Source organism: Rhizobium sp. 05N49, from assembly GCF_056396805.1.
Map to the genome: position 1 here is coordinate 394,535 of NZ_JBFTME010000002.1, position 15,052 is coordinate 409,586.

At 59.3% G+C, this 15,052-nt stretch carries 17 protein-coding genes and 1 tRNA gene; 12 read left to right on the plus strand and 6 right to left on the minus strand.

Going from position 1 to position 15,052, the window contains the following annotated elements:
• Positions 1 to 62 precede the first annotated feature (62 nt).
• Positions 63 to 908, plus strand: coding sequence for an oxidoreductase (locus tag AC1DF8_RS06160; RefSeq protein ID WP_477995293.1), 846 nt, complete (start codon positions 63 to 65; stop codon positions 906 to 908).
• Positions 909 to 938: 30 nt separating this feature from the next.
• On the opposite strand, the gene argB is transcribed toward AC1DF8_RS06160, so the two are convergent.
• A complete protein-coding gene (argB, locus tag AC1DF8_RS06165) occupies positions 939 to 1,826 on the minus strand; it encodes an acetylglutamate kinase (protein ID WP_037100983.1) in 888 nt (295 codons plus the stop codon).
• A 156-nt stretch (positions 1,827 to 1,982) separates the two neighbouring features.
• Between argB and AC1DF8_RS06170 the strand changes: the two genes are divergently transcribed.
• The 3 genes from AC1DF8_RS06170 (at position 1,983) to AC1DF8_RS06180 (ending at position 3,905) form a co-directional block, all read left to right on the plus strand.
• On the plus strand, positions 1,983 to 2,519 hold the full coding sequence (locus AC1DF8_RS06170) for a sigma-70 family RNA polymerase sigma factor (RefSeq protein WP_477995295.1): 537 nt from the start codon (positions 1,983 to 1,985) through the stop codon (positions 2,517 to 2,519).
• On the plus strand, positions 2,516 to 3,235 hold the full coding sequence (locus AC1DF8_RS06175; RefSeq protein WP_112541784.1) for an anti-sigma factor: 720 nt from the start codon (positions 2,516 to 2,518) through the stop codon (positions 3,233 to 3,235). Before AC1DF8_RS06170 ends, AC1DF8_RS06175 begins: the two co-directional genes overlap by 4 nt.
• Positions 3,236 to 3,347: 112 nt before the next feature.
• Positions 3,348 to 3,905 carry a fasciclin domain-containing protein gene (locus tag AC1DF8_RS06180; protein ID WP_112969979.1) on the plus strand — a complete coding sequence of 186 codons (558 nt, stop codon included), beginning with the start codon at positions 3,348 to 3,350 and terminating at the stop codon, positions 3,903 to 3,905.
• Positions 3,906 to 3,947: 42 nt separating this feature from the next.
• On the opposite strand, the gene yihA is transcribed toward AC1DF8_RS06180, so the two are convergent.
• Entirely contained in the window at positions 3,948 to 4,601 is a 654-nt protein-coding gene (yihA, locus tag AC1DF8_RS06185) for a ribosome biogenesis GTP-binding protein YihA/YsxC (RefSeq protein WP_029869015.1), read from the minus strand.
• Here yihA and AC1DF8_RS06190 point away from each other — a divergent pair, their 5' ends adjacent.
• The gene (locus AC1DF8_RS06190; RefSeq protein WP_477995298.1) at positions 4,602 to 4,760 is read left to right on the plus strand and encodes a hypothetical protein; all 159 of its coding nucleotides are present in this window, start codon (positions 4,602 to 4,604) and stop codon (positions 4,758 to 4,760) included.
• On the opposite strand, the gene yidC is transcribed toward AC1DF8_RS06190, so the two are convergent.
• The 3 genes from yidC to rpmH are packed head-to-tail and all read right to left on the minus strand — an operon-like array spanning position 4,732 to position 7,083.
• Positions 4,732 to 6,525: a membrane protein insertase YidC gene (gene yidC, locus AC1DF8_RS06195; RefSeq protein WP_029869014.1), complete on the minus strand. Its 1,794-nt coding sequence runs from the start codon at positions 6,523 to 6,525 to the stop codon at positions 4,732 to 4,734. The genes AC1DF8_RS06190 and yidC overlap by 29 nt on opposite strands.
• Entirely contained in the window at positions 6,525 to 6,926 is a 402-nt protein-coding gene (gene rnpA / locus AC1DF8_RS06200; RefSeq protein WP_112541782.1) for a ribonuclease P protein component, read from the minus strand. The genes yidC and rnpA overlap by 1 nt, the downstream gene beginning before the upstream one ends.
• A 22-nt stretch (positions 6,927 to 6,948) precedes the next feature.
• Positions 6,949 to 7,083 carry a 50S ribosomal protein L34 gene (rpmH, locus tag AC1DF8_RS06205; protein WP_477995299.1) on the minus strand — a complete coding sequence of 45 codons (135 nt, stop codon included), beginning with the start codon at positions 7,081 to 7,083 and terminating at the stop codon, positions 6,949 to 6,951.
• Positions 7,084 to 7,533: 450 nt separating this feature from the next.
• Here rpmH and AC1DF8_RS06210 point away from each other — a divergent pair, with 450 nt between their 5' ends.
• The 6 genes from AC1DF8_RS06210 (at position 7,534) to AC1DF8_RS06235 (ending at position 13,133) form a co-directional block, all read left to right on the plus strand.
• Positions 7,534 to 9,525: a methyl-accepting chemotaxis protein gene (locus AC1DF8_RS06210; RefSeq protein ID WP_477995301.1), complete on the plus strand. Its 1,992-nt coding sequence runs from the start codon at positions 7,534 to 7,536 to the stop codon at positions 9,523 to 9,525.
• Between the two features lie 153 nt (positions 9,526 to 9,678).
• Positions 9,679 to 11,199: an ATP-binding protein gene (locus tag AC1DF8_RS06215; protein ID WP_477995303.1), complete on the plus strand. Its 1,521-nt coding sequence runs from the start codon at positions 9,679 to 9,681 to the stop codon at positions 11,197 to 11,199.
• Positions 11,200 to 11,322: 123 nt separating this feature from the next.
• Positions 11,323 to 11,399 (plus strand) — tRNA-Arg (locus tag AC1DF8_RS06220).
• Between the two features lie 413 nt (positions 11,400 to 11,812).
• The gene (locus AC1DF8_RS06225; RefSeq protein WP_477995305.1) at positions 11,813 to 12,136 is read left to right on the plus strand and encodes a hypothetical protein; all 324 of its coding nucleotides are present in this window, start codon (positions 11,813 to 11,815) and stop codon (positions 12,134 to 12,136) included.
• A gap of 192 nt (positions 12,137 to 12,328) precedes the next feature.
• Positions 12,329 to 12,700, plus strand: coding sequence for a cell surface protein (locus AC1DF8_RS06230; protein ID WP_112969976.1), 372 nt, complete (start codon positions 12,329 to 12,331; stop codon positions 12,698 to 12,700).
• Positions 12,701 to 12,854: 154 nt separating this feature from the next.
• Positions 12,855 to 13,133, plus strand: coding sequence for a hypothetical protein (locus tag AC1DF8_RS06235; RefSeq protein ID WP_113013061.1), 279 nt, complete (start codon positions 12,855 to 12,857; stop codon positions 13,131 to 13,133).
• A gap of 62 nt (positions 13,134 to 13,195) precedes the next feature.
• On the opposite strand, the gene AC1DF8_RS06240 is transcribed toward AC1DF8_RS06235, so the two are convergent.
• Positions 13,196 to 14,167, minus strand: a complete 972-nt coding sequence (locus tag AC1DF8_RS06240; RefSeq protein WP_113013060.1) for an oxidoreductase — start codon at positions 14,165 to 14,167, stop codon at positions 13,196 to 13,198.
• A 216-nt stretch (positions 14,168 to 14,383) separates the two neighbouring features.
• On the opposite strand from AC1DF8_RS06240, the gene AC1DF8_RS06245 reads away from it, so the two are divergent.
• Positions 14,384 to 15,049 carry a class I SAM-dependent methyltransferase gene (locus AC1DF8_RS06245; RefSeq protein ID WP_477995308.1) on the plus strand — a complete coding sequence of 222 codons (666 nt, stop codon included), beginning with the start codon at positions 14,384 to 14,386 and terminating at the stop codon, positions 15,047 to 15,049.
• Positions 15,050 to 15,052 lie beyond the last annotated feature (3 nt).

Consider the following 15,052-nt stretch of genomic DNA (forward strand, 5'->3'; position numbering starts at 1 on the left):
CGCCGCCACATGACGGAACGCGCAGCCTTCATATGACGGCTGCGCCAGGAAAGGAGTTCACGATGAGTTCAATCGAAAAGCAGTTTCTCATTACCGGTGTCAGCTCTGGCTTTGGCCGCGCCTTTGCGCAGGCCGCATTGGAAAAGGGCCACCGCGTGGTGGGAACGGTGAGAAACGATGATGCCGTAGCGTCGTTCGAGAGGCTGGCGCCGGGTCGGGCGACGGCAGTCCGCCTCGACGTGACCGATATAGAGGCAATCGAACCGGCCGTTGCCGGCATCGAGGGAACCATCGGTCCGGTGGACGTTCTCATCAACAATGCCGGCTATGGACATGAAGGAACTTTGGAGGAATCGCCGATCGAGGAAATGCGCCGGCAATTCGAGGTCAATGTCTTCGGCGCCGTCGGAATGATGAAGGCCGTTCTTCCGTTCATGCGCCGGCGGCGGGCGGGTCATATCATCAACATCACATCGATGGGCGGGTTCATCACCATGCCGGGCATCGCCTATTATTGCGGCAGCAAATTTGCGCTCGAAGGCATCAGCGAGGTTTTGGCGAAGGAAGTGAAGCCATTTAATGTTGCAGTCACCGCTGTGGCTCCTGGCTCATTTCGCACCGACTGGGCCGGACGATCGATGATCCGCACCGACAGGAGCATTTCTGATTACGATGCGCTCTTCGATCCCATCCGCAGGGCGCGCGAGGAAAAGAGCGGCAGACAGTCAGGCGATCCTCGCAAAGCGGCGGCCGCTGTGCTGGCACTGGTCGAGGCTGAAGATCCGCCGGTCCATCTGCTGCTCGGCGCCGATGCGCTGACGCTGGTCCGCGACAAGCTCAAGAGCATGAGTTCGGAAATTGATGCCTGGGAAGATCTGACGCTCTCGACAAACTTTGCCGGAGCATGAGAAAGGCGCCCGCAAGGGCGCCTTTTTCGATCAGGGAACGATCAGTGTGCCGACGCCGTGCTCGGTGAAGATTTCGAGCAGCACCGAATGGGCCGTCTTGCCGTTCAGGATAACGACGCCCTGCACGCCGGCCTTGATGGCATCGATGCAGGTCTCGACCTTCGGGATCATGCCGCCGGAAATCGTGCCGTCGGCAATCAGCGCATGCGCTTCGGCGACGGAAAGCTCCTTGATGAGTTTGCCCTGCTTGTCGAGAACGCCGGGCACATCCGTCAGGAACAGCAGCCGGGTGGCGTTCAGCGCTCCGGCAATCGCACCGGCAAACGTGTCGGCGTTGATGTTGTAGGTCGCGCCATCGCGGCCCGGGGCAACCGGCGCGATGACCGGGATCATCTCGGAGCGGGCGAGAAGGTCGAGCAGCGTGCGGTCGACTTCGACGACTTCGCCGACGAAACCGAGATCGAGCACACGCTCGATGTTGGAATCCGGATCCTTGACGGTCTTGCGGGCCTTTTCGGCGAAGACCATGTTGCCGTCCTTGCCGCAAAGGCCGATCGCCCATTCGCCGGTCTGGTTGATCAGCGCGACGATTTCCTTGTTGATCGAGCCGGCGAGAACCATCTCGACGATCTCGACCGTCTTCTGGTCGGTGACGCGCAACCCGCCTTCGAACTTCGATTCGATGCCCATCTTCGTCAGCATGGCGCCGATCTGCGGGCCGCCGCCGTGAACGACGATCGGGTTGACGCCGGACTGCTTCAGAAGCGCGATATCGCTAGCGAAAGCCTTGCCGAGCTCGGGATTGCCCATGGCATGGCCGCCGTATTTCACGACGATCGTCTTGTTTTCATAGCGCTGCATGAAGGGCAGCGCCTGTGCGAGAAGACGTGCCTGGATTTCGCTTTCGGACTCGTTCATGGGGGACCCCGCGGAATTGATCGCGGCCTTTTATCTCAAGTTTTTGACAGAGGGAATAATCCGGCACGCAATAGTTTTTCGTATCTAAGGCCGACCTGGAAGCCGGCCAGCTCATATTGAAACTATCGAACCGGAAATCGTTCATTCGAGGGCGACATGACTGGGGATTTTGCAGATTTAATCGGCCGTGTCGCGTTGGGTGACCGCAGGGCCCTCGCCGCGCTCTATAACCAGACCAGCCCGAAACTTCTGGCGATCTGCCTTCGTATTCTTGGAAACAGGAACGAGGCCGAAGAGGTGTTGCAGGAGGTCTATATCAAGATATGGCAGCGCGCCGGTGCCTTTACGGCGGGCTCCGCGACGTCGGCCGCGTGGCTTGCGGCAATTGCCCGCAATCAGTCGATCGATGCCTTGCGTTCGCGCAAGCCTGTAGCCGACGAAATCGACAAAGCGCTTGATCTTGCCGATGCCGGTCCCGATCCTGAAGCGCAAGTCGTGATTAAGGATGAAGGAAGGCGGATTGACACCTGCATGGAAGAGTTGGAAGCTGATCGTGCGGTCGCAGTGAAACGGGCTTATGTCGAAGGGCTGAGCTATCAGGAACTGGCCGATCAGTTTGGTGTCCCGCTGAATACGATGCGGACATGGCTTAGACGCAGCCTGCTGAAACTGAGAGAGTGCATGGAACGATGACATCGCCCGACAAAAGCAAGGGAGACCGCTCCCGGGATGAGGTTCTCGCCGGCGAATATGTGCTGGGCGTCCTCTCTCTTCAGGATCGCAAGATCGTTGAGGAACGCATGCGCCGCGACCGGCAGTTTGCCGCGATCGTCAGCCGCTGGGAGGTCAACCTCTCCGGCTTCAACGACGAATATGGCACGGCTTCTCCGAGCCACGAGACCTTCAAGCAGATCGAGGCGCGTCTCTTCGCCGATACAGAAAGTGCGCCGCGCTTTTCGCACGGCCTCTGGAATTCCGCCGGTTTCTGGCGCTCGCTGACATTTGCCTCCCTTGCGGTCACCCTGGGCGTCATCGCATTTACCTCCGGTCTCGTGCCTCAGCCCCCTGTATCGCCGCCGCTGGTGGCCGATCTCTCCGGGCAGAACAATCAGGTCAATCTGACCGCCTCCTACGAGATCCAGACAGGCCGGTTGAAGATCGTGCCGGTCGCTGCCGGCAAGCCGGAGGAGAAATCTCTGGAGCTCTGGTTGGTGCCGGGCAGCGGCACGCCCCGTTCTCTCGGCGTCTTCCAGCGCGGTATGAACGGCGAATTGCAGATACCGACGGATATGCGCGGCCAGATTTCCGATGGCGCGACGCTGGCCGTCAGCCTGGAGCCATTCGGCGGCTCGCCTACACATCAGCCGTCAGGCCCCGTCATCGCCAGCGGTTCGATCCACAGACCGTGAAAATCGGATCATTTTCCTGAAACTCTTCTGCAGCGCCTTCCGTAGTTCCTGATATCCGGGCGGCGCAGGGCATAAAGCCGGCGGCTGCGACCGGATGCAGAGGAGAAAAATCATGATCAAGTCCGCATTGCGCGTTGCAGCTGTCGCCGCCGCCTTTTCCGCTATCGCTTTCGCTGCTCAGGCAAAGAACCCGATCGTCGGCGGTGCCGCGATGTATGCGAACAAGAACATCGTCGAGAATGCCGTCAACTCCAAGGATCATACGACCCTTGTTGCTGCCGTGAAGGCCGCCGGCCTCGTCGGCACGCTGGAAGGCAAAGGGCCCTTCACCGTTTTCGCGCCGACCAACGAAGCCTTTGCTGCCCTGCCGGAAGGCACTGTCGATACGCTGCTGAAGCCGGAAAACAAGGCTAAGCTCGTCAAGATCCTGACGTGCCATGTCGTTGCCGCAGACGCGATGTCGAAGACCGTCGCAAAGATGATCAAGGACGATGGCGGCGAGCACGATATCAAGACGGTCGGCGGCTGCGTGCTCAAGGCAAAGGAAAGCATGGGCAAGATCACGCTGACGGATGAAAATGGCGATGTCGCCCACGTCACCATCGCTGACGTCAAGCAGTCGAACGGCGTCATTCACGTCGTCGATGAGGTGCTGCTGCCGAAGATGTAACTCCAAGTATCGGCTGTCAGAGGCGCCTTTCGGGGCGCCTCTTTATTTCCAGTTGTTGATGCCGACTGTTTCGGCGATCGCCTGGCGTAGTTCGTCCAGTCCTTCGTTCTTTTCCGAAGACGTTGAAAGCACGGCCGGATAGGCGGCCGGCCGCTTGCGGATCTTTTCCGATGTTTCGGCAAGCAGCTTCGGCACGGCCGGCGCCTTGATCTTGTCCGTCTTGGTCAGAACGATCTGATAGGAGACGGCCGCCTTGTCGAGCAGCGTCAGCACGTCTTCGTCGTTCTTCTTGATGCCGTGGCGGCTGTCGATCAGCACATAGACGCGCTTCAGCGTCGCGCGGCCGCGCAGGTAGTCGAAGACGAGCTTCGTCCAGTTATCCACCTGCTCCTTCGGCGCCTGCGCATAGCCATAGCCAGGCATGTCGACAAGCGCCATCGGCGGCAGGTCGCTGCCCTCGCCGGAATAGCCATCCGGAACGAAGTAGTTGAGCTCCTGCGTGCGTCCCGGCGTATTGGAAGTGCGCGCCAGACCCTTCTGACCGACCAGCGCATTGATCAGCGACGATTTGCCGACATTCGATCGACCGGCGAAGGCGACTTCCAGGGGACCTTCCGGTGGAAGGAATTTCAGGGAAGGCACGCCGCGGATGAAGATCCAGGGGTGGCCGAAGAGCGGCTTTGCGATTTCGGTCATATGAATTCTGCAATCTCCGGGTTCGGTAGTGAAACCGGCTTCATGTTTTTAAAGCGTGTTGTCAAGCTTCGCGCGGTTGAGCGCTTCGGCGGCCCGAAACAAAAAGCCCTGCCGAAGCAGGGCTTTTCGACTATTTCGATGGTGCCGGTTTTCGTTTGAACAGGCCCTTCAGATTGTCGAAGAGTTCGATCTTCACGCCGTGGCGCTTCATGATAACCGACTGCTGGATGACCGAGAGCGTGTTGTTCCAGGCCCAGTAGATCACCAGACCTGCCGGGAAGCTCGCCAGCATGAACATGAACACCAGCGGCATCCAGTTGAAGATCATGGCCTGCGTCGGATCCGGCGGGGTCGGGTTCATGCGCATCTGGAAGAACATGGTGATACCCATGATCAGCGGCCAGACGCCGAGATGCAGCAGGGTCGGGGCCTCGAATGGCAGCAGGCCGAACAGGTTGACGATCGACGTCGGATCGGGTGCCGAAAGGTCCTTGATCCAGCCGAAGAACGGCGCATGGCGCATTTCGATGGTGATGTAGATCACCTTGTAGAGCGAGAAGAAGATCGGAATCTGCAGCGCCACCGGCCAGCAGCCGGCGATCGGGTTGATCTTTTCTTCCTTGTAGAGCTGCATCGTCGCCTGCTGCAGGCCCATACGGTCGTCGCCGAACTTGGCCTTCAGCTCTTCCATCTTCGGCTGCATGCGCTTCATGTTCGCCATCGAAGCATACTGCTTGCTGGCGAGCGGGAAGAACAGCGCCTTGACGACGATGGTCGTGCAGAGGATCGCCACGCCGAAATTGCCGAAGTAGCGGAAGAAGAAATCCATCAGCTTGAACATCGGCTTGGTGATGAAATAGAACCAGCCCCAGTCGATCAGGCGGTCGAAGCGCGGGATGTTGTAGCTCTGTTCGTAGCCGTCGATGACGGGAACTTCCTTCGCACCGGCAAAGACAAGATTCTTGAGTTCGACCGACTGGCCCGGCGCAATTGTAAAGGCGTCTTCCTTATAGTCCGCCTGGTAGCGCGGCTGCCCGTCGGTGAAGTGCGAGAAACGCGCGTCATAGGGTGCCTGCTGCGGCGGGATGATTGTCGCGGCCCAATACTTGTCAGTAATCCCGAGCCAGCCGCCGGTGGATTTTGGCGGGGTAACGGCTTCCTTCTCGACTGCCGAATATTTGCTCTCGATGAGACCGTCGTCGCCGATGACGCCGATGAAGCCTTCATGCAGAACGTAGACGGACGGCGTCGTCGGCTTGTTGTAGCGCGTCACGCGGCCGTAAGAGGAAAGCGAGACAGGTGCCTGGCCGGCGTTCTGGATCTTGTCCGTGACCGTGAACATGTAATGCTCGTCGACGGAGATCGTGCGGGCGAAGGTGATGCCCTTGTCATTTGTGTAGGTAAGAGTGACCGGCGTCTTTTCGGTGAGCTTTGCGCCCTCCGGTGCGGTCCACACGGTGGATGGGCCTGGAACGGTGCCTGTCGTGTCACTGCCGACATAACCGAGTTCGGTGAAGTAACCATCCTTGGTTTCAGCTGGTGAGAACAGCGTGATGATCGGGCTCGAGTCATCGACCGTCTCGTGATAGGCCTTGAGCTTCAGGTCATCGAGGCGAGCGCCGACGAGGTTGATGGAGCCGGAGAGCGCGGCGGTGTCGATGGCAACACGCGGCGTCTTTGCAAGCGCTTCTTCGCGGGTAGCGGTCGCAACTGCCTGGCCTGTCGGGGCGGCGCCATTCGTCTGGGCGCTCGGGCTGCTGCTTGCGGCAGGCTGCTGCGTCTGCTCGGTCTGCTGCTGTGCCTTCTGCGCTTCCTGAGCCTTGCGCTGAGCTTCGATGCGCGGGTTCATATAGAGGAACTGCCAGCCAAGGACGATCAGCACCGAGAGAGCGATCGCAATGAAGTAATTGCGGTTGTTTTGCATCATACGTTCCTGGGGCGCTCGTCTTTCGGGCGCCGGTGTTTCGGCCTGGTTTCCACGCGGGCTTTCAGTTCCGCGGCCAGTTCATCGAAGGACGCCGTCAAAACGTCCCTGCGGGCGACAACCACATAGTCGTGTCCGGGCTGCATTGCAAACCCTGCATGAAGCCGCACCGCCTCTTTAAGGCGCCGCCGCATGCGGTTTCTTTCGACGGCGTTGCCATGTTTTTTGGTGACTGTGAAGCCGACGCGGGCTTCGCTTTCTTCTTCCTTGCGGTTCAGGACCTCGAGAAGGAAGAGAGGGCCGCGGCGCTTTTCGCCTTCGCGGACTGCAAGAAATTGCGGGCGGCTCAAGAGCCGCCCGACAATCTGTTTGTCTTCTTTGGTCTTCAATTCGCCCGTCATTTTCTATCGGGCAATTCCGGCCTTAGGCCGAAAGACGCTTGCGGCCGCGTGCGCGGCGAGCAACGATGACCTTGCGGCCGCCCTTAGTGGCCAAACGCGCACGGAAACCGTGGCGGCGCTTGCGAACAAGCTTCGAGGGCTGATAGGTACGCTTCATTTATTTAAACACCGCGGAGTGCGGCCCTTCTTGAATTTGCATAATGCAAGGAGCGTGGTTTTTCGAACGGACGAGGTCGCAAAAGACCTGAAACGACCGGACGTGCGGCGGCTTATACGGATGAAGCCTCTCAAAGTCAATTATGGCAGGCAGATTCCTGAATACACACGGTAGATGGCAAGATTTCGCACTTTGGTGTTAACGAATGCGGCGGTTCACTATATGGTTGTATATTTCTTCTGAAGGCTTCGGAAAGCTGTCAGCCGGAGTTTTTCTTTCTTGAAGATGCTCGGTTCTAGACGAAACATAACGCGGCTAACAGTAAATATGGGTAATTTCCTGTAGTCGATATTGTTAATATTCGAAATACAACATTAACGAATTTACCCGATCTTCCAATGCATCGGCTGGGAGTGTGTTTTCCAGGCATTGTGAGGCGAGGAGCGTTCGTTGAAAATTCGCGGCAAAATCAATCTTCTTGTGTCTGTCATGGGCGGCGTTGCGCTTTTGATTGGTGCCACCGCGCTGTCGGCGATGGCCAAGTATAACGCGAACCTGACGGCGTATGAACACGCCGCGGCCCGTGCCTATGCAGGCGAACGCTTGAACCGCTTTGTCACCGCCGTCGTCATGGAATCGCGCGGCATCTATGCTGCAAAGAGCCTCGACCAGACGCCGGCTTTCGCCAAGGGGCTGATGGCCGATCTGGATGAGATCGACAAGGTCATCGCCGGTTGGGCGACGCTTGTGCCTGACAGCCAGAAAGATTCCTTCACCAAGCTCGTTGACCGCGCCAAGGAATTCCGCACCTTCCGCAGCGAGACGGCCCGTCTCGGTACGCAGGTCAGCCCGCAGGCGGCCAACGAGCAGGGCAACAACGACGCCAACCGCGCCAACCGCAAGGCGTTCCAGGCCGAGATCGACGCGATCGTCACCACCGACAAGGCGGAGTTGACGGCAGTCAATGACGAGATCGAAGACTTCCGCAGCTGGATCCTGATGCTGGTGCTCAGCATTACCGGCATCGGCATCGCGGCAGGCGTCGGCATGGGCTTTTACATCGGTACCAGCCACCTGAGCCGGCCGATCAAGAAGGTGACGGATGCGATCAAGGAGGTCGCAGACGGCAATTTCCAGGTCGAAGTGCCCTTTGCCGGCCGCAAGGACGAAATCGGCGAAATGGCCGCAGCCGTCGCAGTTTTCAAGGAAAACGGCCTCGTTATCCAGCGCATGAATGCCCAGGAAGCGGCGATGCGCGCAAAGAGCGACGACCTGCAGTCCAGCATGTCGGTCGTCGTCGCTGCCGCAGCCGCCGGCGATTTCAGCCATCGCATTGACAAGGACTATGAGGACGAAAGCCTCAACCAGTTCGCCGGCAACATCAACTTGCTCCTGTCGAGCGTCGATGCCGGCGTCGATGAAACCCGCCGGGTCATTGCAAGCCTTGCCGAAGGCGACCTGACGCAGACCATGCGCGGCCAATTCCAGGGCGCCTTTGCCGAACTGCAGAATAACGTCAACAGCACATTCGTGACGCTGCAGACGACCATGCGCGAAGTGCGCGAAACGACTGAAGCGATCAACGGCAATACCAACGAACTCCGGAACGCCAGCGACGATCTCTCCAAGCGTACGGAACAGCAGGCTGCCGCGCTGGAGGAAACCTCCGCTGCTCTCGACGAGATCACGGCCGTTGTTATGAATTCGACCGAACGTGCGCAGGAAGCGACCGTCATGGTCTCTGAGGCAAAGGAAAATGCCGGCCGCTCTGGCGTCGTGGTTCGCAACGCCGTCGATGCGATGGGCCGCATCGAACAGGCGTCTCGCGAAATCAGCCAGATCATCAACGTCATCGATGAGATCGCCTTCCAGACAAACCTGCTGGCGCTGAACGCCGGCGTCGAGGCCGCCCGTGCTGGTGAAGCCGGTAAGGGATTTGCTGTCGTCGCGCAGGAAGTGCGCGAACTCGCCCAGCGCTCGGCAACCGCCGCCAAGGATATCAAGGCGCTCATCACCAAGTCGGGCGATGAGGTGCAGGTCGGCGTCAAGCTGGTTCAGGCGACGGGTGAGGCCTTGTCCGAGATCGAAACGCGGGTCATCGCCATCAACGATCATATCCATTCGATCGCGACAGCGGCAAAGGAACAGTCGACCGGCCTCAAGGAAGTCAACACCGCCGTCAACCAGATGGATCAGGTCACTCAGCAGAACGCCGCGATGGTGGAAGAGACCTCGGCTGCGACCCACAAGCTGTCGGCCGAAGCCGATGGCCTCGTGCGCCTCATCTCCCGCTTCAAGCTTTCCAGCGAGGCGTCCGTTGCTGTTGCGCGCCAGCAGCATCACCAGCCAGTTGCCTCTCCGGCGCGCCGCGCTATCAGCCGCGTCGCCCGGGCCTTCGGCGGCAATGCAGCCGCTGCGGAGCAGAGCTGGGAAGAGTTCTGACAGCCTCTGTAATCAGGATCGGAACGCCGCCTGCGGGCGGCGTTTTCGTTTGTGACGACTTGCCGCTCCTCGCAAAGATTTGAAAGCGGAGCATTCTGCTCTAATATAGAAGCTCATTCTGATGGCGGCCTTTCGCCGCACGGACAAGACGAGATGCCGGTTCAAGACCAGGGCGAGACTTCCAAAGCGGAAAACATCGCGGCCGGCGAGGCTGCCAAGGGCTCCTATCCGCGTGCCGGCATGTTCAGCCGTCTGTCCGGCAAGCTGCTCTGGCTCACCGTCTTCTTCATCATGCTGGCGGAAATCCTGATCTTCTTTCCCTCGATCGCAAGCATGCGTGTCCGCTGGCTCGAGGACCGCCTGAATACGGCCGCCGCTGCCGCAATCGTCATCGACGGGCTGCAGCCGGTGGAGCTGCCGCGGACGCTGCAGAAAGAGACGCTGGAGGCGACCGGCACCAAGGCGATTGTGCTGCGCAAGGACGGCACCTCCCGCCTGCTTGCCATGAGCGAGATGCCAACCTCGGTCGACGAATCTTACGACCTCACAGATATCCCGCCATTGACCGCCATGCGCGATGCGCTGGACACTCTGATCTTCGGCGGCAACCGCATGATCCGCGTCTACGGACCGGTGGGCGAGACGAATACCGGCGTCGAAGTGGTGATGAAGGACAGGCCGCTGCGCAAGGCAATGTTCGTCTATGCCCGCAACGTTCTGCTGCTGTCGATCCTGATTTCGCTCTTTACCGCGACACTGATTTTCTTCTCCATCAATCGCATCCTCATCCGCCCTATCCGCAAGCTGACGGGCAGCATGCAGCAATTTGCCTCCGACCCCGAAAATCCGCTCCATGTCTATGTCGGAGACGGCGGCCGCGACGAACTGGCTGTTGCCGGCCGCAACCTGACATCCATGCAGCTCGAACTGCAGAAGACATTGAAGCAGCAGAGAAATCTCGCGGCACTCGGCCTCGCGGTGTCGAAGATCAACCACGATATGCGCAATATCCTGGCATCCGCCCAGCTGATGTCCGACCGCCTCGTCGATGTCGATGATCCCATGGTGAAGAGCTTCGCGCCGAAGCTGTTGCGCACCATCGACCGAGCCGTGGGCTACACGACCGAAGTGCTCTCCTATGGCAAGGCGACCGAATCGGCGCCCCGCCGCCGCCGCCTCCGCCTCTATGAGCTGATACAGGAGGTGAAGGACATCCTTGCCATCGACCCTCAGACCGGCGTCGAATTTGTCGAGCAGATGGGTCTGGATCTGGAAGTGGATGCCGATAGTGAGCAATTGTTCCGGATCATCCACAATCTCTGCCGTAACGCCCTGCAGGCGCTGACCTCTCCGGGAGAAGAAGGGGCAGGGATCGTCAGGCGCATCACCGTTGCCGCCCAGCGCGTCGGGAGCGTCGTCAGCATCACCGTGGATGATACCGGCCCAGGCATGCCGCTTAAGGCGCGGCAGAACCTCTTTGCCGCCTTCCGCGGCTCGGCCCGCTCTGGCGGCACCGGTCTCGGCCTTACCATTGCCCGTGAGCTGGTGCTGGCCCATGGCGGCACCATCGCACTTGTGGAAAAGCCCTCGGTCGGCACTCAGTTCCGTATCGAAATTCCGGATCGCCCGGTTTCACTGGAAGATTATCGCAGCCGGTCGCACGCCGAAAAGTGATGCAATTTCCGCAATGGAGCCTTGCTCAACCAAAGTCGCGATTTTTTTCGAATTGCTCTTGCATTGCCCGAAAAGACCCTTTAGAGAACCGCCCACGCAAGCGGCACGGCCGCCACTGCAGACGCACCCGTAGCTCAGCTGGATAGAGCACCAGACTACGAATCTGGGGGTCAGGAGTTCGAATCTCTTCGGGTGCGCCATTTCCTCTCCAAATTCCTGTGATCAGTTATTGAGCTGCTTTGTGATCGGTTGTTGCCGAAGCCCGACTACTATCCGGTCGCATTTCGAATGCACGGTCAATGGGTCTAGTGCGCAGCCCTATGACTATGGAGCGGGCGGCTACTTGAGTTTTTCGATCTCGTAGTACCCATTGTCGAGCCGACCGGATGATGTGACTTCCTGGGCTCTTTGGCGCCATCGAGTGTTTCGCAGTGCTGGCAAAAAAGCGGTTCAGGTCTTCTGCACGCTGCTCGCTGATGCCGAGAAAGCCCATATAGTACCGCCGCTTCCTGGTCGGCGGCGAAGTTCCCCCATCCAAGCCTAGTTTCGCGCAACCTTCGACGTCTATCTGCGGAAGCGATGGATTATGGCAGGCGAGAAGCCGGAGGATTGCATGAAGACGGGAACTGTTGGTGTCGTAGGTCTCGTCGCGATGATRGCGGCCCTTGCGGGATGCGTCGATCGTGCCAATGCGCCGGTGCTCGTGGCTGTCGCTTCGCCCGTCAATCCGCCTGGCGTCGCTCACAGCCTCTGCATGTCCGATGCCAATGCCATGTACGACGAATCCAACAAACAGTACGACTTGCGGGCGCAGTTGACCGGTCACCGTGATCCGGTGGAACGGGAGACGAATGCGAGCAGTGCCGCCCATCGGCAATATGTCTCCTGCATCGCCGGCCAGGGCTACCGTCCTTTGTACGCATATCAAGAACGGTGAATTCACACATTCGATAAATGTCCCAGGAGCCCGCCCGAGCGGCTTCTGCAAAGTCGCAAATTTTGATTTTTTGTGTCTTTCAGTCGCGGCGGATCGCCTGCAATCACAAGTGTAGGAAGCTGCGTGTGATGGCGGAACTTCACGCGCGTAGAACGCATTTTTCATAGATAAATCCAGGAAGGAGGGTTTATCATGAAAATGTTCACTCTAGTCCCGTCCGCCATTGCGCTCAGCGCTCTTCTCGCCCTCTCGTCTATCGTTCCCGCGCTGGCGGCGCCCGTTCAGCAGGCCCGGAATCCGGTCGCCTCAAGCCCAGAAATGGTGCAATATAAGGTACATGCCGGCTATTGGCATGGCTACCATGGTTTCCGCACGGAACGCCCCGGTACCCGCCGTCACTCCGATGGCTACTGGTATCCGCTTGCTGCGTTCGGCGTTGAAGCCCGCACCACGGGCGCGATTGTCCGCCAACCCCTCAATCGCACCGAGCCTAAGACTATGTGCAACCCAGCATTTAGTGGAACGATCGGCCCCGGCAGCATGCCATGCGACAACGGCTATTGAGCCGGCAAAGAGAGAGGCGGCCAAAAGCCGCCTTTTTCTTGCGCGCAATTGGATCTCACGTCGTCGTGATTGCTATCTGGTGCAGTGGAATGTGACAGATCTGCTCCCTAGCTCCTTGGCGTAAATCCCAACCATCCTCCCAAGGAGACAAGAAATGATCAATATCGTGAAGAATGGCCTCGTGGCCGTAGCCTTTGGCGCAATCGTCAGCGTTTCGGCTTTCGCATCGGCCAACGCAGCCCCGGCGCAACCGCAGCAGCAGGTCGTAAAGCAGCAGAAGAACACGAACGCTCGCAACGAGCCGCGCACCACCGGATCCGTCAATGGTGCTTCCAACAGCTCCGACCCTTACCAGTACGGTCGGAAGAAGTCGCTCAACATGGCCTGCGGCCTGCGCTTCAACCCAACCAGCAGCTCGGGCTGCAACTACTAAAAGCAGTTGATGGCATGGGCGAAGGGGAGGGACTGACGTCCCCACCCCGAAAAAGGCAGCCGCTACGGCTGCCTTTTTCGTTCCGCAGACGCTTCGGCCACGCCGTCGAGGGAAAGGCCGGTCAGATATTCCGAGACCTGCCACAGCCTGCGCCAGACCGCCTTATCCTGCGCAGCAGGAACGATCTTTGCGAGCGCAGGTGAGCCTTTCAGCTCATAAAATCCATCGGGACCGTACATGACGCCACCTTTCGCATCCGGCGAAGTCGCGGCAAACAGCGTCGGCAATGCGCCGGCGGCCGCCGATTGGGAGAGCAGGGGTTCCAGCAACTTGCTGAAACGCTCCTGCCAGCTCGGGCCAGTACGTCCCATGCGCGGACCAGTGCTCTGCAATCCGGTCACCGCGTAGCCCGGATGTGCCGCGTTGCTCCTCAGATTCCAGCCCTGCGCTCTGGCCATACGATCGAGTTCCAGGCTGAACATCAGCGTTGCAAGCTTGGACTGCGCATAGGCTGACCAGTATCCGTAACGTTGCTCGCATTGCAGGTCGTCGAAGTTGATCCTGCCGGAGCGGTGGGCCAGGCTGCTGACCGTAACGATGCGCGGGGCGCTGCCCGACAATACTCTGGGCAATAGCCGCAGGTTCAGGGCGAAATGGCCGATGTAATTGGCACCGAGCTGCATTTCAAACCCGTCTTCGGTGACATGGCGCGTCGGGATTGCCATTACGCCGGCATTGTTGATGAGCAGGTCGATGCGTGGAAGCGAGGCGGAGAGACGGGTGGCGCAGTTTGCCACCGATGTCAGGCTCGCCAGATCGAGCGGTTCGAAACTTACCTCGGCGCCGGCATGCGCCGCACGGATATCCGCGAGCGTTTGCTTGCCCTTTTCCACATTGCGCGATGCGATAATGACGCGGGCGCCCGCCCCGGCAAGCGCCTTGGCCGTTTCATATCCGATACCGCTCGTCGCGCCGGTAATGACCGCGATACAGTCCGTCTGGTCCGGTATGTCCTTCGTCATCCAGTCAGTCATGGAAGTTCCTTTTGCGGTGCAGCGCGTGCCGAGTTGCTGTTTTGATATGGTATATTGCACTAAATGCAAAAATGCAATAAATACAAAAATACACAAAATGTTTATGGAGAAGGACGTGCGCAAAGACGATGGATTGACGGGGCTGCCTTGGAATTGCCATGCTGCGAGAGATCGTCGCATCAATGGTCAATCGCATTTCAGACAGGTGGGATAATCATGATCGCTAGAACTGCATGCTCCGATTTCCTGCATTTTTTCCGCTCCTGGCTGAGCAACCCGCTGAGGGTTGCGGCCATTGCGCCCTCCGGCGATTCGCTCGCGCGGATCATGACCAGCGAGATCGCGGCCCTGGATGGTCCGATTATCGAGCTTGGGCCGGGCACCGGCGTCTTCACCCGCGCGCTGCTTGCGCGTGGTATCAGCGAATCCGATCTGACGCTGATCGAGTACGGTCCGGAATTCATCGGGTCGCTTCAGAAGCGTTTTCCCGATGCACGCATCCTGCAGATGGATGCCGGTCACCTGGCGCAGGCCGATATATTCGAGGGTGAACCTGTCGGCGCAGTCGTCAGCGGCTTGCCGCTGCTTTCCATGTCGCCGCGCAAGATCGCCTCGATCCTAGCCGGTGCCTTCGTCTATATGCGGGCAGGCGGCGCCTTCTATCAATTCACCTATGGGCCGCGCTGTCCCGTGCCGCGCCCGATCCTTGACCGCCTGGGCCTGAAAGCCACGCGCATCGGCGGCACGGTACGCAATCTGCCGCCGGCCTCCGTCTACCGGATCTCGCGCCGCAAGCCGCTGGAGCTTTCGCGTGAGCGTTTCAAATATCGCAGCAGCGGAGCGGATATGGAGATCTCTGCTTTCCCCGAAGCAGATGACTGAATG